The 24,288-nt window shown below is 61.6% G+C and carries 21 protein-coding genes; 13 read left to right on the forward strand and 8 right to left on the reverse strand.

What is annotated here, in order from left to right; all coding sequences use genetic code 11:
- Nucleotides 1-102: 102 nt before the first annotated feature.
- Nucleotides 103-741 carry a transcriptional regulator GfcR gene (gfcR, locus tag G9463_RS01670; protein WP_165895798.1) on the reverse strand — a complete coding sequence of 213 codons (639 nt, stop codon included), beginning with the start codon at nt 739-741 and terminating at the stop codon, nt 103-105.
- Between the two features lie 336 nt (nt 742-1,077).
- The gene (locus tag G9463_RS01675; RefSeq protein WP_165895799.1) at nt 1,078-1,953 is read right to left on the reverse strand and encodes a hypothetical protein; all 876 of its coding nucleotides are present in this window, start codon (nt 1,951-1,953) and stop codon (nt 1,078-1,080) included.
- Between the two features lie 59 nt (nt 1,954-2,012).
- Between G9463_RS01675 and G9463_RS01680 the strand changes: the two genes are divergently transcribed.
- The 13 genes from G9463_RS01680 (at nt 2,013) to G9463_RS01740 (ending at nt 16,428) form a co-directional block, all read left to right on the forward strand.
- Nucleotides 2,013-3,002: an aldo/keto reductase gene (locus G9463_RS01680; protein WP_121303093.1), complete on the forward strand. Its 990-nt coding sequence runs from the start codon at nt 2,013-2,015 to the stop codon at nt 3,000-3,002.
- Nucleotides 3,003-3,062: 60 nt separating this feature from the next.
- Complete coding sequence (locus G9463_RS01685; protein WP_127013176.1) at nt 3,063-4,139, forward strand: TrmB family transcriptional regulator; 1,077 nt, start codon at nt 3,063-3,065, stop codon at nt 4,137-4,139.
- Between the two features lie 232 nt (nt 4,140-4,371).
- Nucleotides 4,372-5,901, forward strand: coding sequence for an extracellular solute-binding protein (locus G9463_RS01690; RefSeq protein ID WP_165895800.1), 1,530 nt, complete (start codon nt 4,372-4,374; stop codon nt 5,899-5,901).
- Between the two features lie 78 nt (nt 5,902-5,979).
- Complete coding sequence (locus G9463_RS01695) at nt 5,980-6,960, forward strand: carbohydrate ABC transporter permease (RefSeq protein WP_007190355.1); 981 nt, start codon at nt 5,980-5,982, stop codon at nt 6,958-6,960.
- A 1-nt stretch (nt 6,961) separates the two neighbouring features.
- Nucleotides 6,962-7,963, forward strand: a complete 1,002-nt coding sequence (locus G9463_RS01700) for a carbohydrate ABC transporter permease (protein ID WP_004961287.1) — start codon at nt 6,962-6,964, stop codon at nt 7,961-7,963.
- A gap of 4 nt (nt 7,964-7,967) precedes the next feature.
- Entirely contained in the window at nt 7,968-9,164 is a 1,197-nt protein-coding gene (locus G9463_RS01705; RefSeq protein ID WP_007190356.1) for an ABC transporter ATP-binding protein, read from the forward strand.
- 1 nt (nt 9,165) lies between these two features.
- Nucleotides 9,166-9,369, forward strand: a complete 204-nt coding sequence (locus G9463_RS01710) for a hypothetical protein (RefSeq protein ID WP_005534343.1) — start codon at nt 9,166-9,168, stop codon at nt 9,367-9,369.
- Nucleotides 9,370-9,394: 25 nt separating this feature from the next.
- Entirely contained in the window at nt 9,395-10,471 is a 1,077-nt protein-coding gene (locus tag G9463_RS01715; protein WP_165895801.1) for a Gfo/Idh/MocA family protein, read from the forward strand.
- Nucleotides 10,472-10,511: 40 nt separating this feature from the next.
- Entirely contained in the window at nt 10,512-11,576 is a 1,065-nt protein-coding gene (locus G9463_RS01720; protein ID WP_165895802.1) for a glucose 1-dehydrogenase, read from the forward strand.
- A gap of 276 nt (nt 11,577-11,852) precedes the next feature.
- Nucleotides 11,853-13,229, forward strand: a complete 1,377-nt coding sequence (locus G9463_RS01725; RefSeq protein ID WP_127013181.1) for an ABC transporter substrate-binding protein — start codon at nt 11,853-11,855, stop codon at nt 13,227-13,229.
- A 173-nt stretch (nt 13,230-13,402) separates the two neighbouring features.
- On the forward strand, nt 13,403-14,455 hold the full coding sequence (gene trmB, locus G9463_RS01730) for an HTH-type sugar sensing transcriptional regulator TrmB (protein ID WP_004961299.1): 1,053 nt from the start codon (nt 13,403-13,405) through the stop codon (nt 14,453-14,455).
- 433 nt (nt 14,456-14,888) lie between these two features.
- The gene (locus tag G9463_RS01735) at nt 14,889-15,665 is read left to right on the forward strand and encodes a winged helix-turn-helix domain-containing protein (protein WP_165895803.1); all 777 of its coding nucleotides are present in this window, start codon (nt 14,889-14,891) and stop codon (nt 15,663-15,665) included.
- Nucleotides 15,666-15,714: 49 nt separating this feature from the next.
- Complete coding sequence (locus tag G9463_RS01740) at nt 15,715-16,428, forward strand: dolichyl-phosphate hexose transferase (RefSeq protein ID WP_165895804.1); 714 nt, start codon at nt 15,715-15,717, stop codon at nt 16,426-16,428.
- Between the two features lie 30 nt (nt 16,429-16,458).
- Here G9463_RS01740 and G9463_RS01745 read toward each other — a convergent pair whose 3' ends face one another.
- Genes G9463_RS01745 through G9463_RS01770 form a run of 6 tightly spaced genes read right to left on the reverse strand, consistent with a single transcriptional unit; the run spans nt 16,459 to nt 24,216 of the window.
- Nucleotides 16,459-17,043: a gluconate 2-dehydrogenase subunit 3 family protein gene (locus G9463_RS01745; RefSeq protein ID WP_121303088.1), complete on the reverse strand. Its 585-nt coding sequence runs from the start codon at nt 17,041-17,043 to the stop codon at nt 16,459-16,461.
- 9 nt (nt 17,044-17,052) lie between these two features.
- Nucleotides 17,053-19,059 carry a glycosyltransferase family 39 protein gene (locus G9463_RS01750; RefSeq protein ID WP_165895805.1) on the reverse strand — a complete coding sequence of 669 codons (2,007 nt, stop codon included), beginning with the start codon at nt 19,057-19,059 and terminating at the stop codon, nt 17,053-17,055.
- A complete protein-coding gene (locus G9463_RS01755) occupies nt 19,056-20,186 on the reverse strand; it encodes an ABC transporter ATP-binding protein (protein WP_165895806.1) in 1,131 nt (376 codons plus the stop codon). Before G9463_RS01755 ends, G9463_RS01750 begins: the two co-directional genes overlap by 4 nt.
- Nucleotides 20,186-21,808, reverse strand: a complete 1,623-nt coding sequence (locus G9463_RS01760) for an iron ABC transporter permease (protein ID WP_004961311.1) — start codon at nt 21,806-21,808, stop codon at nt 20,186-20,188. Before G9463_RS01760 ends, G9463_RS01755 begins: the two co-directional genes overlap by 1 nt.
- Nucleotide 21,809: 1 nt before the next feature.
- On the reverse strand, nt 21,810-22,997 hold the full coding sequence (locus G9463_RS01765) for an extracellular solute-binding protein (protein ID WP_165895807.1): 1,188 nt from the start codon (nt 22,995-22,997) through the stop codon (nt 21,810-21,812).
- A 55-nt stretch (nt 22,998-23,052) separates the two neighbouring features.
- The gene (locus G9463_RS01770) at nt 23,053-24,216 is read right to left on the reverse strand and encodes an alpha-1 4-glucan-protein synthase (protein ID WP_165895808.1); all 1,164 of its coding nucleotides are present in this window, start codon (nt 24,214-24,216) and stop codon (nt 23,053-23,055) included.
- Nucleotides 24,217-24,288: the final 72 nt, after the last annotated feature.

Consider the following 24,288-nt stretch of genomic DNA (forward strand, 5'->3'; position numbering starts at 1 on the left):
CACGGCACAAATAAAAGGATAGTCTCTCGGGCGGCCACGCCGATTCAGGTAATCCGGTGGCCATCCGGCGAAACGCGGGTTCAGAACGGTCCGTTGGGGCCGTTACGAGTCGCCGTCGCTACCGACTCGGATGACCTGCAGCAGGGAGTACACCGGGACGCCGCGGATGTCGCCGATGCCGCGTTTGTCAGCCAGCACGACGCAGGCCACGGGATTGCCGCCCTGTTCGTGGATCGCGTCGATGGTTTCGCCCATCGTCTTGCCGCTCGTAATAGTGTCGTCGACGACGTAGCAGTCTCGGTTCCGGATCTGCGCGAAGTTCCGGGAGAACGAGCCATCGCTGGTCTCGCTCTCGTCGTCGTCCCACTGGTGTTTGGTCGGGGCGTACGTCCCGAGGTCGGTTTCCAGTTCCCGCGCAACGGTCGTCGCAAGCGGCGCGCCGGCCTTCTCGATGCCGATGGTAAGGTCCACATCGTCGCCTTTCTTCGAGAGCAGGTCCGCCATCGCCGCGCCCACGTGGTACAGTCGGTTGCTGTCCCGACCGACAGCAGACCAGTCGACGTGGATATCGTGGGGACCGCCGTCGTCGCTCGTATCCGGTTCCGTGCCGGTGCCGCTACGTTCGACAAGCCAACTCGCCGTCTCGCGGGAGACGTTAAGCTCGTCAGCGATTTCGCCCTTAGAGAGGCCACGCTGTGCCAGGTCGGACGCGCTGTCGACGAGGTCGTCGATATTCTTCATACCATCATCTCCGTGTGCGAGGATTTAATAGGCAGTGTTCTTCAGCCATCAAAATCTATTTACAACACCAGTTGTACAATTCTAGCGGCTGGGTACATTCCCCCTGCTATCCGGGACTATGTGAGACCGCTGTTCGGTCAGCATCGTTCCCCACCAGCCCCACCCGGCCGACGCCAACTGTCTGCCACGCAGCATGGTTGTCCGCGGGACCGCACGCACCAGCGGTCAGGCGGGATTCTCCCGCCCTTTGCCGTCCATCGTCTCTCTCTGGGTCGAACCCGAATAGCGTCTCGAACACCAGACCTGACACCGGTTCGGCCGTTCAGTGTGTCTGGTTCAGTTGTCGTCCAGTTCAAAGGTGTAGAGTCGCTGCTCGCAGGTCGGACAGACGAGCGTCTCGTCGGGGTCCTGACGTGGGCCCAGATGGCCGCCACAGCACGACACCGACGACGACTCGACCAGTTCGGAGCCACAGACCGGGCAACTATCGAGAAACATCCGGAAGGCCTTCGCACCGGCGATTCTGAGCCGTTCGTCGTCGAGACGCTCGCCGAGGACCTCGTATGCTGCGAGTTCGGCGACGACGACTGGACGGGGAAGGAGCTGTTTGTGCTCGGAACCGAGCACGACCCACTCCGCGTCGTCGACGTACGGCTCCGCGTGCCCGACCTGCCCCAGCGACGCCTGCAGTGTTGTCGAGAGACTGTCGAGTGATTCCGCTGCCAGTTCGTCCATTCGGTCGTGCCAGGCAGTGTCGACGCTCGCTTCAGGAAACAGCCGTTCGCCCTTGAGTTCGATGACGCCCGCTGCCGAGAGTTCCCGGAGGATGGTTTCGCCGTCCAACTCCACATCCTCGGCCAGCGAGTCACGCTCCTCGTGGGCCATGGCTTCCTGCGTTGCCGCGTCGTGTGCGGACTCCCCGTGAAACCACTCGTCCGGGACCGGTGATATCGCCACCAGCCGCGGGGCAAATTCAGGCGTGTACGGAACCAGATACCCCCGGAGATAGACCACCGCGACGCCAACAACAGCAACCAGTAGACTCAGTAACGAGCGTTTGCGTGCACGCAAGAACAGTGCCAGAAGCCCGACAAGCCCCAGGTTCAAGACCGTACACGGCCAGCATCTGTTCGCTCCGGTGTAGGACTCGTCGCTGAGGGTTTCAAGTACTTCCATCGGGTCAGATTCCTGCGGTGCGGACTCTCGGTTCATGTTCGGACAACGGTATGCAGTCCCAAAATTCTTTAACAACAGCTGTGGTACAAAGTGTCATGAGCGACTCGCCGGTGACATACACCACGCTCGGGTCGACAGGGCTCGACGTGTCTGAACTCTGTCTCGGAACGATGAACTTCGGGAGCGCGGAGCCCTGGATGCTAAACGACGAGGCCGAGAGCCGTCGGATACTCGAACGGGCGCTCGATCTGGGTATCAACTTCTTCGATACAGCCAACGCCTACTCGAACGGCGAGAGCGAGCGGATTCTTGGCGAGGCCGTCGACTCCGCTCGCCGCGGCGAACTGGTCCTGGCATCGAAGGTGTACTTCGATATGCACGACGGACCGAACGGGAGCGGACTCTCGAAGAAACACATCATCGACCAGTGTCACGCCACGCTGGACCGCCTCGGCGTCGACTATCTCGACCTCTACCAGATCCACCGGTGGGACGAGGATACGTCAATCGAGGAGACGCTGGACGCGCTGACGTATCTCGTCGACGAGGGGCTGGTCCGCTACATCGGCGCGAGCACGATGGCAAACTGGCAGTTCCAGAAGGCGCTGTACACCGCAGATATCGAGGGGTACGAGCGGTTCGTCTCGATGCAACCGGAGTACAACGCTGTCGACCGGCACGAGGAGGCGAACCTCCTACCCGTCTGCGAGATGGAGGGGGTCGGTGTCATTCCGTGGTCGCCGCTGGCCGGCGGCTTCCTCGCCGGGAAGTACGACCGCGACGACGACCTCTCCGAGGGGCGGGCGAGTACGGACGAGTACACAGCAAACCGGTTCAGCGACGAAAACTGGGCTGTTCTCGACGAGGTGCAGTCGATTGCTGACGAAAAGGACGCAACGCCGGCACAGGTCAGCCTGGCGTGGCTTTGTCATCAGGACGTTGTTGACGCACCGATCATCGGGCCGCGGACGATGGACCACTTGGAGGAGAACGTCGGTGCACTTGACGTCGACCTAACCGACGAGGAGTGTGCCCGAATCGAGGCTCCGAAACAGCCACAGTGGCCGGTCGAGGGCAAGGACTGACCGATGATCTCGATGGATAACCATGCACGTTAACTGCGTTCTCAGTTTCCCTGTACACACATGGACGACAGCGAACTAACCGATGTCCTCGAAGATGCCGGTCTCTCTCCGTATCAGGCGGAGGCCTACGTGGCGTTGCTTGGGCTGGGGACCGCATCGGCGACCGACATCGCGGACTCCTGTGACGTTCCGGACCCGCGGATTTACGATGTGCTCCGGGACCTGGAAACGAAAGGGTATATCGAGACGTTCCAGCAGGACAGTCTGACCGCTCGCGCCCGCAACCCAGATGTAGTCCTTGAAGACCTGCGGTCCCGGTCGAGCAAGTACCTCAACGCGGCAGAGACGATCGAGGAACGCTGGAACCAGCCCGAGATATCCGACCACGAGGTCAGTATCGTCAAGCGGTTCGAGACGGTCGTCAGCCGGGCCCGAGAACTCATCGAAGCGGCCGAAAACCAGATCCAGGTCGGCGTAGACCCGGAGCAGTTCTACGCGGTCCGTGAGGAACTCATCGCCGCCCACGACCGCGGCGTGAACATCAAACTCAGCATCTGTACGGGTGCTGGTGAGGACGTACCGCCGCTTTCCGACATCGAAGGCACCTGTACAGAGGCCCGGAACCGCGAGATTCCAGCCCCGTTTTTCGTTCTCGTCGACCGGACCTGGACGTGCTTTGCCCCACACCACGACTCGGTCAACGAGTACGGCGTCCTCGTCAAGGACCGGACCCACACCTACGTCTTCCACTGGTTCTTCCTGACCTGCCTGTGGGAGATCTGGGACACGCTGTACACCGAGCGGACGCCGGAAACCCCGACGACGTACGTCGACCTCCGCCACGCTGTCCGGGATATCGAACCGCTGTTAAACGAGGAGGCGACCATCGAGGCCGTCGTCGTGGGGTACGACACGGAAACCAAAGAGTCGGTTGAGCTGACAGGGCGTGTTACCGACATCGACTACACCGGGAGTAGCATCGGACGGAAGGACCCGGTCCCACTGGCACAACTGGCCGGCCGAATCAGTGCGTCGCTGGTCACCGACGACGGGACGTACGAGGTCGGTGGCTGGGGCGCTGTCATCGAGGAAGTCGAGGCCACCGAAATTACGATTACGAACGTCGAGTACGAGTAACGAGACGCGATTTTCTCGGGACGAATAAACCTTCCCTCAGTTTGTGCGTTTGAGGTCTTCTGTGTGGCAAACAGCTGTTTGACCTATCCCTGCGTATATATACTGAAAGATTTATACAGTGGCGAATAGTCAATAAAGTATCACTATCGCCGGGCTGCCGACGGTAATTAACAACACCTGTGGTTAATTATGGACAACCTTTAAGGTGTGTCCGGGATAGCTCAGAATAGATATGTCGGACAATGGCACAAGCGGCGAGCGGAACTCAACAGGCGTCTCCCGGCGACGGTTCGTCCGTGCTGCCGGAGCAGCAGGTGTCGTCGGTGGACTGGCAGGCTGTGCTGACTTCGTCGGCGGCGGCGACGGCGGTAGCGGTGACGGGAGTGACGGTGGATCCACTGGTGACGGGAGCAGCAGCGAGACCACGACGGTCCAGTGGGGCTTCGACCCGGTGGCCGTCCAGAACAACGGCGACGCAATCAAGCAGGCACTCCACGACAACGGCCTGTCGGACGACATCGAGATAGAGTTCGTCCCGCGTGACCAAGACACCGGTGCGGCCCGGTCGAACTACAACCGACTGCTCTCGGCCGGCGAGACGAACCCGGACATGTTCCTGATGGACAACGGCTGGACGAATATCTTCATCCAGCGAGGGCAACTCCAGAACCTCTCCGAAACGCTACCAGAGGACCTCCTCTCGGACGTCTCGGACAACTACTTCTCGGCGTTTACGGACACGGCACGAAATCCGAGCAACGGGAACCTGTTTGGTGTGCCGGTGTTCCCGGACTTCCCGACGATGCAGTACCGCAAGGACCTCGTCGAGGAGGCCGGCTACAGTCCCGAAAGCAACAACTGGGCGACCGAGCCGATGACGTGGGAGGAGTGGTCGAACATCGCCGCGGACACCTACGACAACGCCGACGTTGACTTCGGCTTTACGACCCAGTGGGATATCTACGAGGGCACCTCCTGCTGTACGTTCAACGAGGTCATGTCCTCGTGGGGCGGTGCGTACTTCGGCGGCCGCGACAACCTCTTTGGCCCGATCGGGGAGCGACCGATCACGGTGAACAACGAAGAGGTCATCAACTCCCTCAACATGATGCGGAAGTTCGTCCACGACGAGGACTTCGGCGGTCAGTTTGAGGGCTACGGCGGCGGCTTCACCCCGACCGAAATCCTCGGCTGGAAGGAGGAAGACGCTCGCGCGCCGTTCGTCAACGGCAACGCTGTCTTCCACCGTAACTGGCCCTACTCGCTGGCGCTTGGCGGCCGTAACCCGGAAGAAACCGAGGACCCGGCGCTCGGCGAGAACCTCGGCGCAATGCCGATTCCGTACGCGGTGCCCGAGAGCGAGGCAGCACAGCCCGGCACGGGTGGCTCCACAGCCGCGCTCGGTGGTTGGCACATGACCGTCAACCCCAACAGCGAGCAATTAGACGCCGTGACGCAGGTCATTCGTGCCGCAATGGAGCCGGACTTCCAGCTCACGCTGCTGTCTGTTCAGGGATGGCTGCCGCCGCGGCCTGAACTGTTCAACTCCAGCGAGGCCCAGAACGTGCCCGTCGTTGGCCGGTACATGGACACGCTGCAGGTCGCTGGTAACAACACGATGCCGCGCCCGGTGACGGCCGTTTGGAGCGACCAGTCCAGCAAAATCGCACAACAAGCGAACCGTGCAGTCGGGCAGGAAGCCTCCTCGGCTGACGCGATGGCGACACTCGAGTCCTCGCTCGAATCGACAGAACAGACCTGAAGGCACAGGCAAGCGTTACAAAACCACCCCTGTGATTATTTACCATGACACATTCAAACGACGGACGGAGGTAACCGAATGAGTACAGAAACCGGCCGTGAATCCAGACGCTCGGGGGCACTCGTCAGCGTGATGCGGTGGATGGAGAACCTCAGCGACACGCAGTACGCGTATCTGCTGTTGGTGCCCGTGTTCGTCCTTCTGGGCATCGTCGCGCTGTACCCGCTGTTGCGCACCTTCGAGCTGTCGCTGTTCGCGCTCTCGGCGGACTTTTCAAGCACTACCTTCGTCGGCGCTGGGAACTACGTCGAACTGTTCACTGGCGAAAAGAACCGGTACCTGCCGGGCGGAACGACATTCCTTCCCGAAGGAGTCGGCACGAGTGCATTGCTGAACAGCGCGCTGGTCGTCACGATAATCTTCGCCGTCGTGAGTGTACTGTTCGAGACGCTCATCGGCCTCGGACAGGCACTCATCCTTGACCAGGACTTCTATGGGCGGCGGTGGATTCGCGCGGCCATCATCATTCCGTGGGCTGTCCCAATCGTTATTCAGGGGATGATATTCTTCCTGATGTTCAATTCGAACGTCGGGTTCCTGACGCCACCGCTTGCTGACCTTGGATTGCTCGCGCCGACGAACACGCTCAACGACACGGCAAGTGCGACGTTTATCATCATCGTCGCCGATATCTGGAAGACGTCGGCGTTCATGGCCCTGCTCATTCTGGCAGGGCTGCAAAGCATCGACCGGGGCCTGTACGACGTGGCGAAGGTCGCCGGCGCGACGAAATGGCAGCAGTTCAAGCTCATCACGTTCCCGCTCATCCTGCCGACCATCGGCGTTGCCGTGCTGTTCCGGTCGGTGCAGGCGATGCGTGTGTACGGCATCATCGATACGGTGTCGAGCTGTACCGTCGTGCCGTCGCTGTCATGCATGGTCGTCGCGACGTTCACCACCCGCGAGGGGACGTCCGCGGCCATCGCGTTCGTGACGGCCGCGATTATCGGCATCGTCGTGATGGGACTCATCGTCTGGCAAGGGGAGGACGCGATCTAACATGGCTACGTCAACCGACACTCAGGAGCAGTCGAGCGACGGACCGCTACAGCGCTGGACCCAGAGCGCCATTCAGGACCCAGAAAAAGTGTACCGGGCGCTGTTCTACGTGGCCATGATTTTCTTCCTGGTGACGACGCTGTTCCCCTTCTACTGGCTCATCGTGCTGGCGGTGACTCCCGAAGGAAACCTGCTCTCGGGCAGTTTCCTCCCGACGGTGAACCTCTTTGGCGTCAGCGGGACGTTCCCGCTGCCAGTTCCGAAGGGCTTCAACCCGGGTGCGTTCGTCACCGTCTTCGAACAGGTGCCGTTCCACCTGTACATGTTGAACAGCTTCGCGCTGGCGGTCACGACGACGGTCATCGTGCTGTTCGTCGCCAGCCTCGCCGGCTACGTGTTCGGCCGCCTTCGGTTCCCCGGCCGCGCACTGCTGATGCTCGGTATCCTGGCGATCAGCTACTTCCCGCCGGCCGCGTTCGTCATCCCGCTGTTTCAGGCGTTTGCCGGTAACGCGCCGATTACGGTTCCGTTCACGTCCATTCCGCTGTTTACCCCACCACGGCTGCTGAACACGCCAGGGTCGATGGTGCTGCCGTTCAGCGCGCTGTTCATGCCGCTGTCGATCTTCATCCTGACGACGTTCTACGGCCAGATTCCCGACGGGCTGGAGGACGCCGCGCGGGTCGAAGGAACGACACGACTGGGCGCGCTGTTCCGGGTCATCATGCCGCTGTCCGCGCCGGGCGTGGCGACCGCGGCCGTGCTGACATTCATCGCCGTCTACAACGAGTACTTCTTCAGCTCGATCATGGCAACCTCGCCGGAGGCGGCGAAATGGTCGCCGATCGTCGGCGGGATTCTCAGCTACCAGACCCAGTACACGACCCAGTTCAACCTCATGGCGGCCGCGAGCATCGTCGGGGTCCTCCCCGTTGTCATCCTCGTGATCGTCGCACAGGAACGAATCGTCAGCGGACTGACCTCAGGCGCACTCAAGGAGTAACACAATGGCACGAGTACAACTCGAACACGTAACGAAACGCTACGACGACCAGGGTGACGTTGTCACCGCGGTCGACGACATGAACCTCGACATCGACCACGGCGAGTTCATCTGTTTCGTCGGCCCATCCGGCTGTGGAAAGTCGACGACGATGGAGACCATCGCCGGGCTCACCATCCCGACCGAGGGTGAAATATACATCGGCGACCGCGAGGTGACGAACCTCCCGCCGAAGGACCGCGGCATCGCGATGGTGTTCCAGAACATCGCGCTGTTCCCGCACATGGACGTGTACGACAACATATCCTTCGGGCTGCGGCTGCGGGACTATCCACAGGACGAGATTGACCGACGGGTCGAGCGAGCCGCGGACATCGTCCAGCTAGAGGGGATGCTCAACCGGATGCCCGAGGAGATGTCCGGTGGACAGCGTCAGCGCGTTGCCATCGCCCGCGCTATCGTGCGCGAGCCCGACGTGTTCCTGATGGACGAGCCGCTGGCGAATCTTGACGCGAAGCTCAAGGTCCACATGCGAACAGAGCTCCAGCGCCTGCACAAGGAACTGGACACGACTATCATCTACGTGACCCACGACCAGGAGGAGGCGATGACGCTGTCCGACCGCATCGCCGTCCTCGATTCGGGCCAGCTCCAGCAGATCGACCCGCCGCTGACCTGCTACAACGAGCCGGATAACCTCTTCGTCGCCGGGTTCATCGGCTCGCCGTCGATGAACTTCGTCGAAGGGACAGTCACTGAGACCACACTGGAGACGCCGAACTTCTCGCTCGAGTTCAATCCGTCGTCTATCGAAGGTGTTGGAGTCGGTGACAATGTGACGCTTGGCATCCGCCCGGAGGACATCTATCCGGGCGACCTCCAGTCGGAGGTTCCCGATCCCTCGGGAATGATTACGGCGACGACAGACATTCTCGAACCCATGGGCGACGAAATATTCGCCTACCTGCTGCTGGGCGACGGCGAAACGTCGATGTCTCAGGAACTGGCGACGAACGACCAGTTGCTGATGAGTATCGACCCCGACTCGGACCTTGAAGAGGACGAAGAGCTGGGGGTCGTCATCGATCGACGGAACGTTCACCTGTTTGACTCGGCTACCGGAGAGGCGATTGTCCACGACCTCATTCCGTACGAGGCCGAAGGTACTGCATCCAGTAGTGAAGTAGAGTCAGACGACTGATATGAGTAGCCACCTCGCGATGCTGTATTGGAGCGGGATGCTCGTGCTGTTTTTCTTCTGGGCGTACGGTATCGTGTCGTTCGTCCTCGATCTGAAGAACAAAATCGTCCCCGGAATCATTCAGTATCGGCGCGGCCGACGCCGCGAGAAGGCGAAACAGGAACAGGAAGAGGAACGTGAAGAGCGTGAACAGCAGTTGTATTAATCCAATTTTGTGACACCTTTTACCAATGACTGAGACCGTTCGGATAGGCATCATCGGACTGGGGAACATCGCGGACATTCACTGTCGGAACCTCCGACAACTCGACCAGCCGGTCTCGATAGCGGCGGGCGTCGACGTCGATGCCGATGCGCGCCGCCGGTTCGCCGAAACGTACGACGCGGCAGTGTACGAGGAAGCCGCGGCGATGTTTGAGACGGTGGATGCCGTGCTGGTGACGACGCCGAACAGATACCACGAGCAGTACGTCGTGGCGGCGCTTGAGGCGGGGCTTGACGTGCTTGTCGAGAAGCCGCTGGCACACACGCTCGAAAGCGCCGAACGGATCGCTGCGGCCGCTGAAGTGGCCGACGGGTTCTGCATGGTCGGCTTCCACAACCGCTTTGCCGACCCGGTCGAGACGCTTGTGGGCTACCGAAACGCGGGCGACATCGGTGCGGTGTCACATATCGAAGCGAACTACATCAGGCGTCGTGGCGTTCCCGGCCGCGGGTCGTGGTTCACGCGCAACGACGTGGCGGGTGGCGGGTCGCTCATCGATATTGGTGCCCATGCTATCGACCTGGCGCTGCACGTCGCCGGCCATCCGGACGTCGTCGAGGTGTCGGGTGACACCCGCGCTCAGTTCGGCATCGACGAGGAGTACGCCTACGTCGAGATGTGGGGCGAGGATCAGGACGCAGCCGAGTTCAGCGTCGACGATTCCGCCAGCGCGTTCATCCGCTGTGGCGACGGCACAACGATATCTCTGGAGGTTGCGTGGGCGACGAACCGACCGGACAGTCAGGAGTACTACGTTCGCGGGACGGACGCAGGCGCGAAGCTCGACCTCGCAGACCAGTCGCTGACACTGTTCGAAACGGCCGATACTGGCCGGATGCACCACCGAACGACCGACATCGAGACACAGCGGTCTGACCCACAGCGAAAGGAGCAGGCACGGTTCGTCTCGGCAGTCCGCGACGGGACGCCACCATCGATGAACACCGTCGAGCAGGCGCTACGGGTCCAGCGCGTGATGGACGGAATCTACCGCTCCGGCGAAACTGGTGCGGCCGTCAGCATCGGTAGGACAGAGACCTGAAGAAAGACTTAATCCCCAGTGTTCTCACTCTCTGCCTGGCATGAAAGTGATTGGTGTTACGCGGGACGACGACGGTCCACAGCTCTTAGAGCGGGAGCGACCGTCGCCTGACCCGGGCGAGGCACTCGTCCGCACACTCCGCGTTGGTGTTGACGGCACAGACCACGAAGTCCTGAACGGGTCCCACGGTGGGTTCCCCGACGGGGCAGACCACATGATTCTCGGACACGAGGCGGTCGGCGTCGTCGAAGAGCCCAATGGCACGGGGCTCGAGGCGGGGCAGGTCGTCGTCCCGACCGTCCGACGGAAACCGAACGGTGAAACGAACGAGTACTTCCGCCGGGGTGAGCCAGATATGGCACCGGACGGCGAGTACACGGAACGGGGCATCGTCGGCGACCACGGCTTCATGGCCGAGTACTTCACGTCGCCGGCGGATTTCCTCGTCCCGGTCCCCAAATCGGTCGCAGAGTACGGCTTCCTCGTTGAGCCGCTCTCTATCACCGAGAAGGCCAACGAGCACGCGTATGCGACGCGGGAACCGTTCGACTGGCGACCGGACTCCGCCTGCGTGCTGGGCAACGGGTCGCTCGGACTGTTGACGCTGTGGATGCTCGACCAGGAGTACGACCGGACGTACTGTGTCGGTCGGCGGGACCGCCCTGACCCGACGGTCGACATCATCGACGAGATCGGCAGCACGTACGTCGATTCCCGCGAGACGCCGGTGGACGAACTTCCGGATGCCTACGAGGCGATGGACTACATCTACGAGGCGACCGGGTTCGCCCCCCACGCGTTCCAGACGGTCAAGGCGCTCGACCAGAACGGGGTCGGCGTGTTGCTCGGCATCCCGGAGCCGTGGGAGTTCGAAGTCGATGGCGGCTCGCTACACAACGAGATCGTCTTGCACAACAAATGTCTCATCGGCACGGTCAACTCACACGTCTCGCACTTCGAGGACGCCGTCGAGACCTTACAGGAACTTCCGGCGTGGCTGCTCGATGATTTAGTCACGACGGTTACCGACCCGGAACACGTCGAGGCTGCCTTCGAGGATGGGGACGATCAAATAAAAGCAGTCGTCGAGTTCGATTCGCTGTAAGTCCTCGGGTACAACCGCGCCCGAGCTTTTTCGCCGCAGTATGGCCTAGATATACCCCATCCAGAAGGGGATACATCGGGAATATGTAAGATAATAGATGTAAGATGGTGAGGTATTTACTCGCATACGATTAATTTGTTTCACCATTCAGACCCGAAAATTCGGGAGATATAGATGATTTATCGGGATTGATTCGAATGTCAAATGCTGACTTTCGCTATACAGAAGTATTAAGTGCGAATCTTCAATAAGGAATTATGAGGTATTGGTGCAACCATGACTGACGACAATTCAAATAAACGGTTGACGCGGCGTAACGCTCTTCGGATTGCTGGTGCAGCAGGTGCGGCCTCGCTGGCTGGCTGCGGTGGGAGTGACGGCGGCGACGGCAGCAGCGGCGACGGCAGCAGTGGTGACGGCGGTGACAGTACCAGTGGCGACGGCAGCAGCGGTGACAGCAGTACTGACAGCGGGACACAGTACAGCACACTTGAGGTCGCCCACTGGTGGGGTGAAGGCGACGGACTGGAAGCGATTCAGTCCGTCATGGACGCCTTCAAGGAGCAACACCCGGACGTTCCGTTCGACGAGAACCTCATCGCCGGCGGTGCCGGTGACAACCTGCAGGCGAACATCCGGACACGAGTGCAAAACGGCAACCACCCGAGTACGTGGCAAGCCTGGCCCGGAAACAATCTGATGCCTTTCACCGATGCAAACCTGCTGAAGGACATCGGCGACTCCGTGTGGTCGGAGAACAGCATGGAGGACGCGTACCTTCAGGGTGTCAAAGACGCGGCTCAGCCCGCCGGAAACTACGTGACGGTTCCGCTCAACATCCACCGGATCAACAACCTCTTCTACAACGTTGAGGTCGTCGAGGACGCCGGGGTCGACCCGACATCCCTCGAAACGCCGTCTGACCTCGTCGACGCAATGGCGACGGTCGACGAGGCTGGCTACACCGGAATGGCACACCAGACCGGGTCACCGTGGTCGAGCTTCCAGATGTTCGCGACGGTCCTCCTCGGCGAAACGGACGCCGAGACCTACAGCGCCATCTTCCAGAACGGCGAAGTCGACGCCAACAGCGACGCGCTGGAGTCGGCAGTCGAGACCACGCAGTCCTATCTCGACTACATCCCGAGCGACGCCGGGTCGATTTCCTGGACCGAGGCCAACAACCAGGTCATCAACGGCGAAGCGGCGTTCCTCCACCAGGGTGACTGGGCGGCCGGAACGTACATCACGAACGACCTCACGTACGGCGAGGAGTGGGACCACGTGACATTCCCGGGTACCGACGGCAACTACGCACTCAACATGGACTCGTTCCCGTATCCGGTCAACAACCCGTCCCCGGAAGCGGCCACGCTGTGGTGCCAGTTCGTCGGGACGTCAGAGGCACAGGAGATCTTCAACCCGAAGAAGGGGTCGATTCCGCCGCGGACTGACGTGGACACCGACCCGTTCAACGACTTCTCCAAAGACCAGATAGAGGACTTCCAGAACAGCGATGCCCAGCCGCCGTCTGTGGCACACGGCCTGGCCGCACCGCCGGCAGTCAAGTCCTCGCTTGAATCCGCTATCTCGTCGCTGAACTCCGGTGCTGCGCCCGCGGACGTCGTCTCACAGATCTCCAACGCCTACTAATAGCGCATCGCAGCGCGCAGTTTTTTCGCTGTAGCAACTCGAACAATCGGGGTCCGCAGGTGGCCGCTGTGACGGAACAGTGAACAGTAGCGGATAGGCGCGCGACTGGGCCTGAAATTGTCTGCTGAGGAGAGTGCCGAAGTTCTTAGTACTCGACTCGCAAACGCCACACTATGTCTAGTGACGACTTGGAAGCATCGCTCGAACAGGTAATTGCGCGGTTCAATCTCGGCGAATACGAGATTTCAGCCTACCTGGCCGTGCTGCAACACGGCGAGCTGACAGCGTCGGAGATATCGGAGAACACGGACATTCCACAGCCGCGGGTGTACGATACGGTTCGAAGCCTCAGCGATGTTGGGCTGGTCGAACTCAAGGAGTCCCGACCGATGAAGGTCCTGGCTATCGACCCGCGGGAAGCGTTCGAGGGCATACAGGACTCGCTTGATGACCTCGTTGACGACCTGTCCTCGCGCTACACGGCGCCCGCCCGAGAGCCCGAAGCTGTTTCGCTCGTCAAATCCCGGCCGACGATACTCCGGTACCTCGAAGACATAATCGAAACGGCCGAGTACGAACTGACGCTGTCGCTGACCCCGGCCCTGTTAGAGCGGTTCGAAGACAGACTGGCAAGCCGGAGGCAGTCCGGCATCGCTATCGAGATCCTCATTTCACCGGGCGTCGACGCTCCCGACCCGGCGCGGTTCGATTACGAATCCATCGCGACCACGGTGAAGGCTCGTCGCGGTATCACGACACCGGTCGTCGCTGTCGCCGATGGAAACTACTCGATGTATGCCACCCGCGAGAGCGTCCGCGGTGACACGGACCGGTACGGCGTCATCTTCAATCGGTCGGAACTCGGATTTCTGGTGTCCGGGTTTCTTAACACGGTGCTGTGGACGACTGCCGAAACGATTGCCAGTGACGGCGAAGCGCTGCCGTTCCCGCGCCGCTACGGGACGATACGGCGCTGTATCTCTGATTTGATGACACTAGATGGGGAGTTCTACGCGACTATCGAGGGCCGGGACGTAGAGACGGGCGACCACCGGGTCATCGAGGGCAAAGTGGATCAGGCGTCGTTCAGTTCGAACCGCGAGGTCGCGACGCTGGTCGTTGAAACGGCCGATGGGCCGGTCGAGGTCGGTGGACAGGTCGCTGCGTTCGAGGATATCGAGGCGTACGAGATCCGAATCGGGACGGACGAACCGCCAGAGAACTGATCCTGTCCTGTCGGCTGTCGCTGTTTCTCACGATGGCTGCCCGAGTATAGACAGTCGATACGGGAACAATGGACAGCAGTCCATACTAAACGGACGCGGCTGGACGAGTCGACCGCTGAGACAATGAGCACCGTGGGTGGGCAACCCACGGCGATTGCATGACCCTTCGGGCTGGCGAAGTATGTCAGAGGCACGACATCGCCGGGCCCGAACGTGGCAATTCCACGAGACCAGCGTGCTCCATTGCGTTCAGCGGGGACGTGGTCTTGCGTGGACAGCAACAGTGTCTGCGTCGTGAGCGGTAAAAAAGATGGACACATTGGCTGCAATAATATCCAGTGCCCGGGAGAATAGTGTCCCATCTGAAGAACATTCCATTACAAATGGAAACTGATATGTACGAAAAATATGAGCTATAGTATATGGGGACAGTATGGGCGTAGAATCGCTTATTCAGTACGTCCGAACGTCGTCCGTCCGGACGGACATCATCGGTTCGCTGTGTCCCAGAGCCAAGGCCACCAACGAACTGCTGTCAGCAGTCACTGCCAGCGAGTCAGCGATCTACGATGCGCTTTCGAACCTCGAAGGCCGCGGTCTGGTCACCTCGATGGATGACGGGTGGCAACTGACCGGCACTGGCCGTCTGGTCGCCGATACGATCCACCGCCAGCACCGTCTTGAGGAACTTTTCGCCGTGGCTCCCCAGTACTGGGAGTCCCACGATACGTCAGTGCTGCCACAGCCGTTCCGGTGTCGCCTGCCTGAAGTTGACGAATACACGGTCGTCCGCGGCACACAGACTGATATCAACCGTCCCGTCCGCGAAGTCGTCACCCGCGTTGAGAGTGTCTCTAGTTGCGATGTTGTCTCGCCGGTCTACCACCCTGAGTACGAGGCTGCGATGCCAGACAACGCCGATTCGAGGCTTGTGGTGAGCTGTGCTGTCATCGACGAAATCCTCGGCAAGGAGTCCGTCTCACTGGATACGAATCGGTACGAGGAGACGACCGTTCGTGTCACGCCGGTCCCGTACGCACTCGCCGTCGCCGACGACTGGATGATTCTGACGCTTCCAGAACTCGACGGAGCCTGGCCGTCAGCGAAGATAGTCTCGGAAGCGGATAGCGCGATTTTATGGGCAAGAGACCTCTTTGCGCATCTCTGGGAGGATGCAACCCCGATAGAGACGTATCTCGCCGACCGCTGATTTTGGCAAACCTAAACATTCAAGAACCGTGGGTTCTGACGGATGAGCAATGGCTATTCAGGGTTCGCGGACCGAGGGACTGGGCGGCTACACGTTCGACGACCTCGCGGTCGTCATGGGGACGTACAACGAAGAAGAAGCGATCGGCACCGTTCTTGATGATATCGCGACAGTGACCGACGGCCGCGCGGAAGTCATCTGTGTTGACGGGTCCAGCGACCGGACACCGGAGATCGCCCGCGACCACGGTGCGACAGTCATCGAACAGGAACCACAGGGGTACGGCGTGGCGGTCCGTGAAGCCGTGTTGACACCGGATCGGCCGGTCGTCGTTACGACGGACTGTGACGACACGTATCCGATGGAACGCCTGCCCGACTTCCTCGCGAAAATAAACGACGGGGCCGACGTCGTTAGCGGCGACCGGCTGTACTACGGGGCCGAACAGATGCCAGCGATGAACAAGCTGGGGAACGAGCTGTTTGCCCTGCTCGCAAGCGTGCTCATGGGCAAGCGCGTCCACGACACGACCACCGGAATGCGCGCCTACCGCCGTGAGGTCCTCCAGAAAATCGTCTGGACCGAAAACACCGGACTCTCGGCCGAACTCCTCATGCGGCCGCTGATGCGCGGGTACGACGTGCGTGAGCGTCCTATCGAGTACGACGAGCGGAAAGGCGAGACGAAACTCGACCCGTTCTCCGGCGGGGCCGCCATCGCAAAGTCTATCGTTCGGGTCGCGCTCGAAGAACGGTTCCGCTAACGGACCGAGCAATCGCCGCCGGGACCCGGCTTACCGGTCGTTCGGTGGCTGCTGATAACTACTCGTTCCGCCGGGGTAGCCCTGCGGATTCTCGATACCGACAAGCTCGCCGCCCGTCGGCGAACTGTACAGCGCAAACAGGAGGTCGTTGACGAGGTAGTATCGCACGCGGTGTCGCGGGTCGCCATGTGGGTCCGGGTCGGAAGCGTTGACACCCATTCCTCGCAGCGTTTCTTCCTGCGTCTCTGTGTCTAACGCAGTGAAGACGGTGTCCTCCCACTCTCTGGTGTAGGCGTCCAGATCTGCAACAGCGGTCGCCATGTCCGCCGCCCGCTCGGGGTCTGCCTCGACCCGTCCGGCGACGTAGCTGTCGACGAACTCCTGTACGCCTGCCACCTCGCTCGGATAGACAATAGCGGCGACGGCGCGGTACGTCTCGCGCTCGTGCTCGCCGAACTCCGATTCGGACGCATCAGCGTCGTCCTCGGCTGACTCGACAGTATCGTCGTCTTCGGACTCGTTCCAGGCGAGCGCCGCCGCGCCACCGGTGACGGTGACACCCGCCGCGCCGAGCGCTTTCAGTGCGTCACGTCTGGTGAGTTCGTAGTCAGTCATCGATTAGTTTCACGTATTTTCCGCCGTCGTGGTTGCGTTCATGCCGATTCCATCGCGGTGCGCGCCCGGGACGTAAGCTGCTTCGCCGTCACAGCGGCGCTGATCCTTACAGACTTCGAGCCGCGGCGTCAGCGTCCGGACGCCGCCGTCCGTCTGTGCAACTGGGAGTTCCGCCCGGTATTCGAACCCTGCGCCAGTGCCGTAGTCAACGAACATGATGAGCGTGACCGACCCATCTTCCGGCGTCGGCACGCCGACCTGCTCGTCGATGCCGTCGCCGGTGAGCTGTGTCCGATTCTGGTCGGTCGAGAGCTGCAAATCGAGCCTGTCAGCTCCAGTAACCGTCGCATAGTCGTTCTCACCCTCGCTTGTGAGCCGCATCGAAACCAGCGCGGCCTGCTCCGGAACTGCCGCCGATACATCTGTCCGAACCGTCTCGCCCTCCGCCACAGACACCGGCTGGAGTCGCGGTTCGACGGGCAGCCCCAGATACGGGACCCACTCGCCGCGGAACACGTAGCGGTAGTAGGTCCGGTCCGGGTAGGCGTCGATCACCTCGAACTGTCTGTGTTGCATCGCGTAGACTGTGTCGCCGTTGAAGCCCGGGTCGTTGCGGACTGACTGGAACGGATGATTGAGCCAGTCACCGTACGGCGTTGGGAGTAAGACGAGACTGTTGTCGAGGTCCCGCTCCTCGAACGGCTCGTAGGCCTGTTCGAACTGCTGGGTCACCTCGTAGTTGTCCGAAACCGGCTCGGCCGCCGTTGTGACGGCCGCGCCGCCGCCCAGCGCCGCGCCACAGAGCGCTACCGTGAGTAGGACCGGGCGGACCCGGTCCGCGCTGACCCGCTCTGTGACCAGCCGCCGCGTCCACTGGGCAACGGTCACGACGCCGACAGCACCGAACGCAGTTAGCGGAACAAGCATATCGACGTGGTAGAACGGCCCCAGAAAGGTGACCAGCCCGTCGGTCGGGTCCGAGAGATCGCCGAGCATATTCACCGTGCCCCAGAAGTAGCCATTGCCGAGCGGAACCGTCAGGAGGACGCCGGCCAGCGCAGCCTGTCGACCGTCTATCCCGCGGCGCACGACGGCCCCGAGGCCGATAGCTGCTGCCACCGTCCCAAGCGGCCCGGCGACAACCCACTGGGTGACGAGTTTCCAGAGGAGTTCGGTGTTCGCATCCAGCGACATCGCCGGCGTGAACTCCCGAGAGTAGCCCAGAATCTCACGGTAGCCAAAGCCCGGCCCGTCCTGCGGGGCGAACACCTCGTAGGGGAACAGCATGGCGGAGCCGGTGACGACGTGGTTGTATGCAAGCGTCGCGGCGACACCGGTGAGCCCGCCGACAGCGGTCAGCGATAGGCGCGTGAACCGCGCTGGGTCCCGCGTCCGGAGCGCCCACAGCGCGTGGATAATGAACGGCGTCGCAAACAGCACGGCGGTGTATGGTCGCGCAAAGAAAGCGAGGCCAATCGAGAGGCCGGCACAGGCCGCTGTCTTTCGGCTTCCGGTCCGGTCGGCGTGGAGGTACGCCGCGGCGAAGCCGAGGTTCCAGAGCGTCGTCGGCACGTACGAGAGGAACACCGAGGCGTCGATCAGAAAGAGCGGCGACCCGAGCATGAGGACACTCGCCACCACGCCGGTTCGAGCGTCGAAAGCCTCGCGGACGGTGTGATACGTCATCGCCAGCGCGCCGGTCGAAATCAGGCCGAGCGCAACGCGGTACCCGCCTAACAGTTTCCCGACGGCGAACATCGCCGCCGGAACCGGCGCGTACTTCGGATACAGCCGCTCGCCGTCGGCCACGAAGAACCACGGTCGGAACGACTCCTCGACCGGCGGGTAAATGAACAGTTGTCCCTCCAGCAACATCGCGGCCTGCTGGAGGTAGACGCCCTCGTCGTGGTTGGTTGTGTGATGTGGAAAAACGACGTGAGCGAGCGCGAAGACGACGACCCCGCCGAGCAGTGCCACCAGCCCCGCCTGTACCCCCGGCTGGCGCAGTCGCTTCATTCCGTTGGATACCAGGCCAGGTCGTGGTCGGCGACCAAGTCAACCTCGACGGGCTGGCCCGGTTCGAACGTCTCGACGTGGTTGTGCATGCAGTGGACGACGTCACCGCTGTGGAGTTCGACCCGGTAGACGAACGAGGGGCCGTTGTACTGACGGTGGACGACGTAGCCGTCGGCTTTGGACTCGTTTGTCGGCATCGCCTGCAGGTCGTCGGGCCGGACAAGCACGTCCACCATCGCGCCGTTGTACGCCGCGACAGGCCCGTTCAGCAACTCCACGTCGAACGAGCCCAGTCCGGTCTCGATGACGTCGTTGGTCACCCGGGCCGAGAGGAAACTCGCCTGGCCAAGGAAGCTCGCGACGAAGCGGCTTTCGGGGTTTTCAAACACTTCAGCGGGGTCGCCGATCTGGGCGATGGTCCCGTCATTCATGATAGCCACGCGGTCGCTTATCGACAGTGCCTCCTCCTGGTCGTGAGTCACGGAGATGGCGGTGACGCCGGCTCGCTTGAGGATTTTGCGAACCTCCTCGCGCATCTCGACACGCAGGCGCACGTCCAGATTCGAGAACGGCTCGTCGAGCAGGAGCACATCCGGCTCCGGAGCCAGCGAACGGGCGAGCGCGACACGTTGTTGCTGGCCGCCGGAAAGCTGGCTCGGCATCTTGTCGTGATGGGCCGAGAGGTCGACCAGTTCAAGCAGTTCGTCGACCCGTTCCGCGACGGCGTCTTCTTCCATCTCGGTCAGGCCGAAAGCGATGTTCTCGGCGACGGTGAGATGCGGGAACAGGGCGTAGTCCTGAAAGACGATGCCCACGTTTCGCTCCTCTGGCTTGCGGAACGAGGAGCCGTCGGCAATGACTTCGTCGGCGATCGATATCTGTCCGTCAGAGGGGCGTTCCAGCCCAGCAATCATCCGGAGCGTCGTCGTCTTCCCGCAGCCGGACGGTCCCAGCAGTGTCAGTAGTTCGCCGTCTTTCACGTCGAGCGAGAGGTTCTCGACGGCGACTTCGTGACCGTAGTCTTTGGAGACATCGTCCAGTTCCAGCACGGTCCGGTTCGGGTTTGCCACCGCTGCGTCCACGTCGTCGAAGTCCGATGTTTGCTGTGTGCGTGTTTGTCGAGACATTAGCTTGTGTCCTCCCGTCGAAGAATGACCAGCATGGAGAGTCCGGAAAGGCCAACGAGCACGAGGGCCGGAACCGCCGCCTGTCCGTAGTAGCCGGCACCCTGGACGAGCCAGATGTATGTGACGAAGGTTTCGAAGCCCGTCGGGCGTAACATCAGCGTTGCCGGCAATTCCTTCATGGTCGTCAGGAACACCAGCGCGGCCCCGGCGGCGATACCCGGGGCAACGAGGGGCAAGACGACCTTCCGAAACGCCGAAAGCGGGTGATAGCCAAGCGACCGCGCCGCCTCGATGTAACCCGGGTCGACCTGAAGAATCGAGGATTCGGTCGTCCCGACGGCCTGCGGGAGGAACCGAATCACGTAGGCAAACACCAGCAGGATGACGCTCTGGTACAGGAAGGGGACGTACCGGAGGCCAAGGTACACCAGTGCCAGCCCGAGGACGACACCGGGGACGGCGTAGCCGACATACGTAGCTCGCTCGGGAAGCGACGAGACACCCGACGTGCCGCGCGCGGAGAGATATGCTATCGGGAGCGCTGCCACGACACAAATAGCGGCTGCAGCGGCCGCGAGACCGACCGAGTTCCAGGCGTAGGCCGCCTCGAACGCAAAGCCACCGGCACTGTAGCCCGTGCCGGAGCGCAGGAGCCACTGCAGGAGGATGCCGATGGGCAACACCAGACACAGTGTCGCGATGGCACCGCAAAACAGCAGTGCCGGGACCTTCCAGTAGCCGAGCCTGATGAGCCCGGGCCGGCGCGAGCCGCTGCTGACGTAGGCACCGTCCCGCCCGGCGCTGAGGCGGGACTCGACGGCAAGGATACCGAGCGCCATCACGAGCAACAGCATCGAGAGCACGGAGGCATAGTCAAGCCGGCGAGCGCCGAACTCGTTGTAGATCATCCGGGTGAACACGTCGTACTGCATAATCGCCGGTGTCCCGAAGTCGGAAAGGGCATACAGCGCCACCAGCAGCGCGCCAGCGGCGATACCGGGTGCGATCTGTGGCAGCGTGACGCGGCGGAACGCCTCCCAGCGCGTGTGGTTCAGTGTCCGGGCGGCCTCGACGACGGTCCCGTCGAACGACAGGAGCGACGCGCGCGTGGTCAAGAACACGTACGGGTATGTAAACAGCGTCAGCACCAGTATCGCGCCGTGCAGGCCGTAGATAGTCGGAATTTGCTCAATTCCGAGCGGCGAGAGCAGGTCCGCGAGGACGCCACGGGGGCCAAACGCCGAAACGAACGCGAAGGCCCCGATATAACTCGGGACGACCAGCGGCAGTGCGGACGTAATCGTCCAGAATCGCTTGAACGGCAGGTCCGTCTGGGCGGTGAGAATCGCCAGCGGGACGCCGATAAGAATCGATGCGACAGTGACGCCAGTCACCAGCGCCAGCGTGTTCAGCGTCACCGAGACGGTCGTATCGCTCGTCAACAGTTCGACCGCACGCGCGAACTCGATTTCGCCCGCCCGGAGAAACACCCACACTAGCGGCGCCAGTAACAGCAGCGAAATCGCGAGTGAGACCACTGCGAGCAGCGTGTGCGGCGACGAGTCTCGTTCCGATGTCGTCGCCTGCTCCCGAAGCCGCTCGTACCGGTCTTTTGTGCCCATATTAGAGGACGCCAGCGTCCCGCAATAAGTCAACGGTTCCGGCCACGTCGGCCAGTTCGGTCAGGTTGATTTCTGGCGGGTTCAGTTCGTCGATGCGTGGGAGGTCGCCGACCGGTGCGACACCCGGAATCATCGGATACGCGAACGTCCGGGTGGCGAAGAACTCCTGTGCCTCCGCCGAGAGGACGTGCCGGACGAAGTTCGACGCTAGGTCCGCGTTGTCGGTTCCATTGATAATTTCGAGGCCCGAAACGTTGACGAGTGCGCCAGCGTCGCCTTCGGTGAACGCGAGGCCGATCGGCGAGTTTTCGCGGGCCGACTGGACCCGAAGCGTGTAGTAGTGGTTAGCGAAGCCGGCGGCCAGTTCCCCGTCAGCACAGGAATTGGAGACGCGGAACTCGTCGTCATAGGTGGTGATGCCGTGGTCCTGCATCGCCTGAAGCCACGACATCGTCTCGTCGTCGCCGCGAATGAGTCGCATTGCGGTGACGAACGACTGGAACGCGCCGTAGCTCGGTGCCCAGCCCATGCTGTTTTCGAGGGCAGCCGCCTCGGGGAACTCCTGAACCGTCGACGGGATATCGGATTCGGATATCTGGTTCGTGTTGTACGGGATCGCCCGAGCGCGACCAGCGATGCCCACCCAGCGCCCCTCGCTGTCTTGGTACGCGTCGGGGACCGTCGAAAGCGCCTCGTCGGGGAGGCTCGCGGTCGCGTCGGCGTTTGCAACAGCACCGAGCGAGCCGGCGTCGATGGACATGAACACGTCAGCAGGACTTGCGCCGGCCTCGTTTTCCTCGATGATGGTGTTTGCGAGGTCGCTGGAGGCTTCGAGCCGGTGGTTCGCCGTGAAGTCCGGATAGCGCTGTTCGAGCAGATTGATGAGGTCGAGATAGAGTCCGCCCTCCCCGCCACCTAGATACAGCGTCAGTTCGCCGCTGAGGTCTGGCAGGTCTTCGATCGAGGTGCCACCGGGAGCCTCCCGCTGTGCGACCAGTGGGCCGGAGCCACGGAAGTCCGACAGGGAAATTTGCTGCCCAGTTGTGGTTCCGGCCTCGCCGTCACTTCCGCCGTCGCCACCGTCACCCCCACCGAGGATGCCGGAACAACCGGCAAGCGCTGTCGCGGCAGTTGCGCTGCCGAGAGCAAGGAAGCGGCGTCGAGACTGCGTCGCGTTACGTCCAGTCATATCGTTAGAATCACTCATTGTTTGATTTAGGGTTGCCTAAACAACTTAGGCCTTTCTAGTCGTCGGCGGTTGCGGGGACCTGTTCCGTCGCAGCGGCGTCCAGCTCGTCGAGACATTCCAGCCAGTCGAGCATGAATTCGCCGCAGTAGTTAAGGAAGGCACCGTTTTCCCAGTCGCTGAAATCGCCGTCGGCCATCGCTGTGGCGATCGCGTCGAACACTTCGGCGTAGGAGTCGGCGTCTGCACCGGCTTCGTCGACGATCTCCCAGACGTGCTCGTTGAGTTCGAGCCCGTGAACCTCGTTGGTCAGGTCCGAAAAGGTCGACCGGGGCGCTTTGTTGTGCTCACACAGCGGGTCGCCGTTGTAGATCTGTTTGCCCAGCACGTCACAGGCCCGCTTGAGGAACACGCCCGACCAGATGTCGTCGAAGCGGCCGACATCCCATTCGTTGTCGTCCATCGGGAGCTGGTAGAACGCCGGGATGACTTCGCGGCGGAATGCGAGGTTCATCGAGCAGACGGTGAGGTACTGCCCCTCGGCGGCGACGAAGTCACCGCCGAAGTCCGCCCCGCTGGTACGGGTCTGCGCCTGCCCCTGCAGGTCGCCATCCATCAGGATGCGAACCGCGTCAAGGTCGGGCACGTTCGTCCAGAGGCCCTGCGAGGCGACTACGTCGTTGACCTGCGTTGCTTCTGTTGCAACCGTCTCATCCATCGCGGCGTAAGGGTAGCCACGCGGGTAGAGGCCGTGCTCGTCCTCGTTCTGGTAGAGAACGTTGACCCACTGTTCATCGGAACTGACCGTCTCGATTTCGCCCTCGAAGGCCAGATTCGACATGTGGGTGCCGAAGAAGTCCGCGTCCTCGTGTGGTAGCGTGTCGTCGTCGATGAATACGCCGTACTCGTAGTCGTTGGCCCACATATAGAGGAGACCAAACGATGTCTGGGCGTGGCTCGCTTCGGGGATAAGGTGTGAATACTCGCTTGTGCCGTGGTTCTCAAACCACGCCTCGCGGGCGGTACCGTCGTAGACGGCACCGTCGACGCCCTCCTCGTCGAGCATCTGTTCCATCGCGTCGGTGTCACAGAAGTCCTCAGTGATGAGTACGACGAACAGTCGGTCCAGGTCGAACCCGTGGTCTCGGGCGTTCTGGAAGTAGGACCGCATACATTCATGATTTCGAATCGTCGGCACCATCACGCAGATGTCGGCTGTCATGTGCTGCCTCCACGTCTTTAGGCCATCCTAAAAAATATGGCGTTCTCACTTTGTTTCCCTCGTGAGTCTGTT

The sequence above is a fragment of the Haloarcula sp. JP-Z28 genome (assembly GCF_011440255.1).
GTDB classification, from domain to species: Archaea; Halobacteriota; Halobacteria; order Halobacteriales; family Haloarculaceae; genus Haloarcula; species Haloarcula marismortui.

What these genes read in the sequence shown, in the direction of transcription:
- gfcR (WP_165895798.1), bottom strand. Translation starts at nt 741, where the DNA reads ATGAAGAATATCGACGACCTCGTCGACAGCGCGTCCGACCTGGCACAG.
- G9463_RS01675 (WP_165895799.1), bottom strand. Translation starts at nt 1,953, where the DNA reads ATGAACCGAGAGTCCGCACCGCAGGAATCTGACCCGATGGAAGTACTT.
- G9463_RS01680 (WP_121303093.1), top strand. Translation starts at nt 2,013, where the DNA reads ATGAGCGACTCGCCGGTGACATACACCACGCTCGGGTCGACAGGGCTC.
- G9463_RS01685 (WP_127013176.1), top strand. Translation starts at nt 3,063, where the DNA reads ATGGACGACAGCGAACTAACCGATGTCCTCGAAGATGCCGGTCTCTCT.
- G9463_RS01690 (WP_165895800.1), top strand. Translation starts at nt 4,372, where the DNA reads ATGTCGGACAATGGCACAAGCGGCGAGCGGAACTCAACAGGCGTCTCC.
- G9463_RS01695 (WP_007190355.1), top strand. Translation starts at nt 5,980, where the DNA reads ATGAGTACAGAAACCGGCCGTGAATCCAGACGCTCGGGGGCACTCGTC.
- G9463_RS01700 (WP_004961287.1), top strand. Translation starts at nt 6,962, where the DNA reads ATGGCTACGTCAACCGACACTCAGGAGCAGTCGAGCGACGGACCGCTA.
- G9463_RS01705 (WP_007190356.1), top strand. Translation starts at nt 7,968, where the DNA reads ATGGCACGAGTACAACTCGAACACGTAACGAAACGCTACGACGACCAG.
- G9463_RS01710 (WP_005534343.1), top strand. Translation starts at nt 9,166, where the DNA reads ATGAGTAGCCACCTCGCGATGCTGTATTGGAGCGGGATGCTCGTGCTG.
- G9463_RS01715 (WP_165895801.1), top strand. Translation starts at nt 9,395, where the DNA reads ATGACTGAGACCGTTCGGATAGGCATCATCGGACTGGGGAACATCGCG.
- G9463_RS01720 (WP_165895802.1), top strand. Translation starts at nt 10,512, where the DNA reads ATGAAAGTGATTGGTGTTACGCGGGACGACGACGGTCCACAGCTCTTA.
- G9463_RS01725 (WP_127013181.1), top strand. Translation starts at nt 11,853, where the DNA reads ATGACTGACGACAATTCAAATAAACGGTTGACGCGGCGTAACGCTCTT.
- trmB (WP_004961299.1), top strand. Translation starts at nt 13,403, where the DNA reads ATGTCTAGTGACGACTTGGAAGCATCGCTCGAACAGGTAATTGCGCGG.
- G9463_RS01735 (WP_165895803.1), top strand. Translation starts at nt 14,889, where the DNA reads ATGGGCGTAGAATCGCTTATTCAGTACGTCCGAACGTCGTCCGTCCGG.
- G9463_RS01740 (WP_165895804.1), top strand. Translation starts at nt 15,715, where the DNA reads ATGGCTATTCAGGGTTCGCGGACCGAGGGACTGGGCGGCTACACGTTC.
- G9463_RS01745 (WP_121303088.1), bottom strand. Translation starts at nt 17,043, where the DNA reads ATGACTGACTACGAACTCACCAGACGTGACGCACTGAAAGCGCTCGGC.
- G9463_RS01750 (WP_165895805.1), bottom strand. Translation starts at nt 19,059, where the DNA reads ATGAAGCGACTGCGCCAGCCGGGGGTACAGGCGGGGCTGGTGGCACTG.
- G9463_RS01755 (WP_165895806.1), bottom strand. Translation starts at nt 20,186, where the DNA reads ATGTCTCGACAAACACGCACACAGCAAACATCGGACTTCGACGACGTG.
- G9463_RS01760 (WP_004961311.1), bottom strand. Translation starts at nt 21,808, where the DNA reads ATGGGCACAAAAGACCGGTACGAGCGGCTTCGGGAGCAGGCGACGACA.
- G9463_RS01765 (WP_165895807.1), bottom strand. Translation starts at nt 22,997, where the DNA reads ATGACTGGACGTAACGCGACGCAGTCTCGACGCCGCTTCCTTGCTCTC.
- G9463_RS01770 (WP_165895808.1), bottom strand. Translation starts at nt 24,216, where the DNA reads ATGACAGCCGACATCTGCGTGATGGTGCCGACGATTCGAAATCATGAA.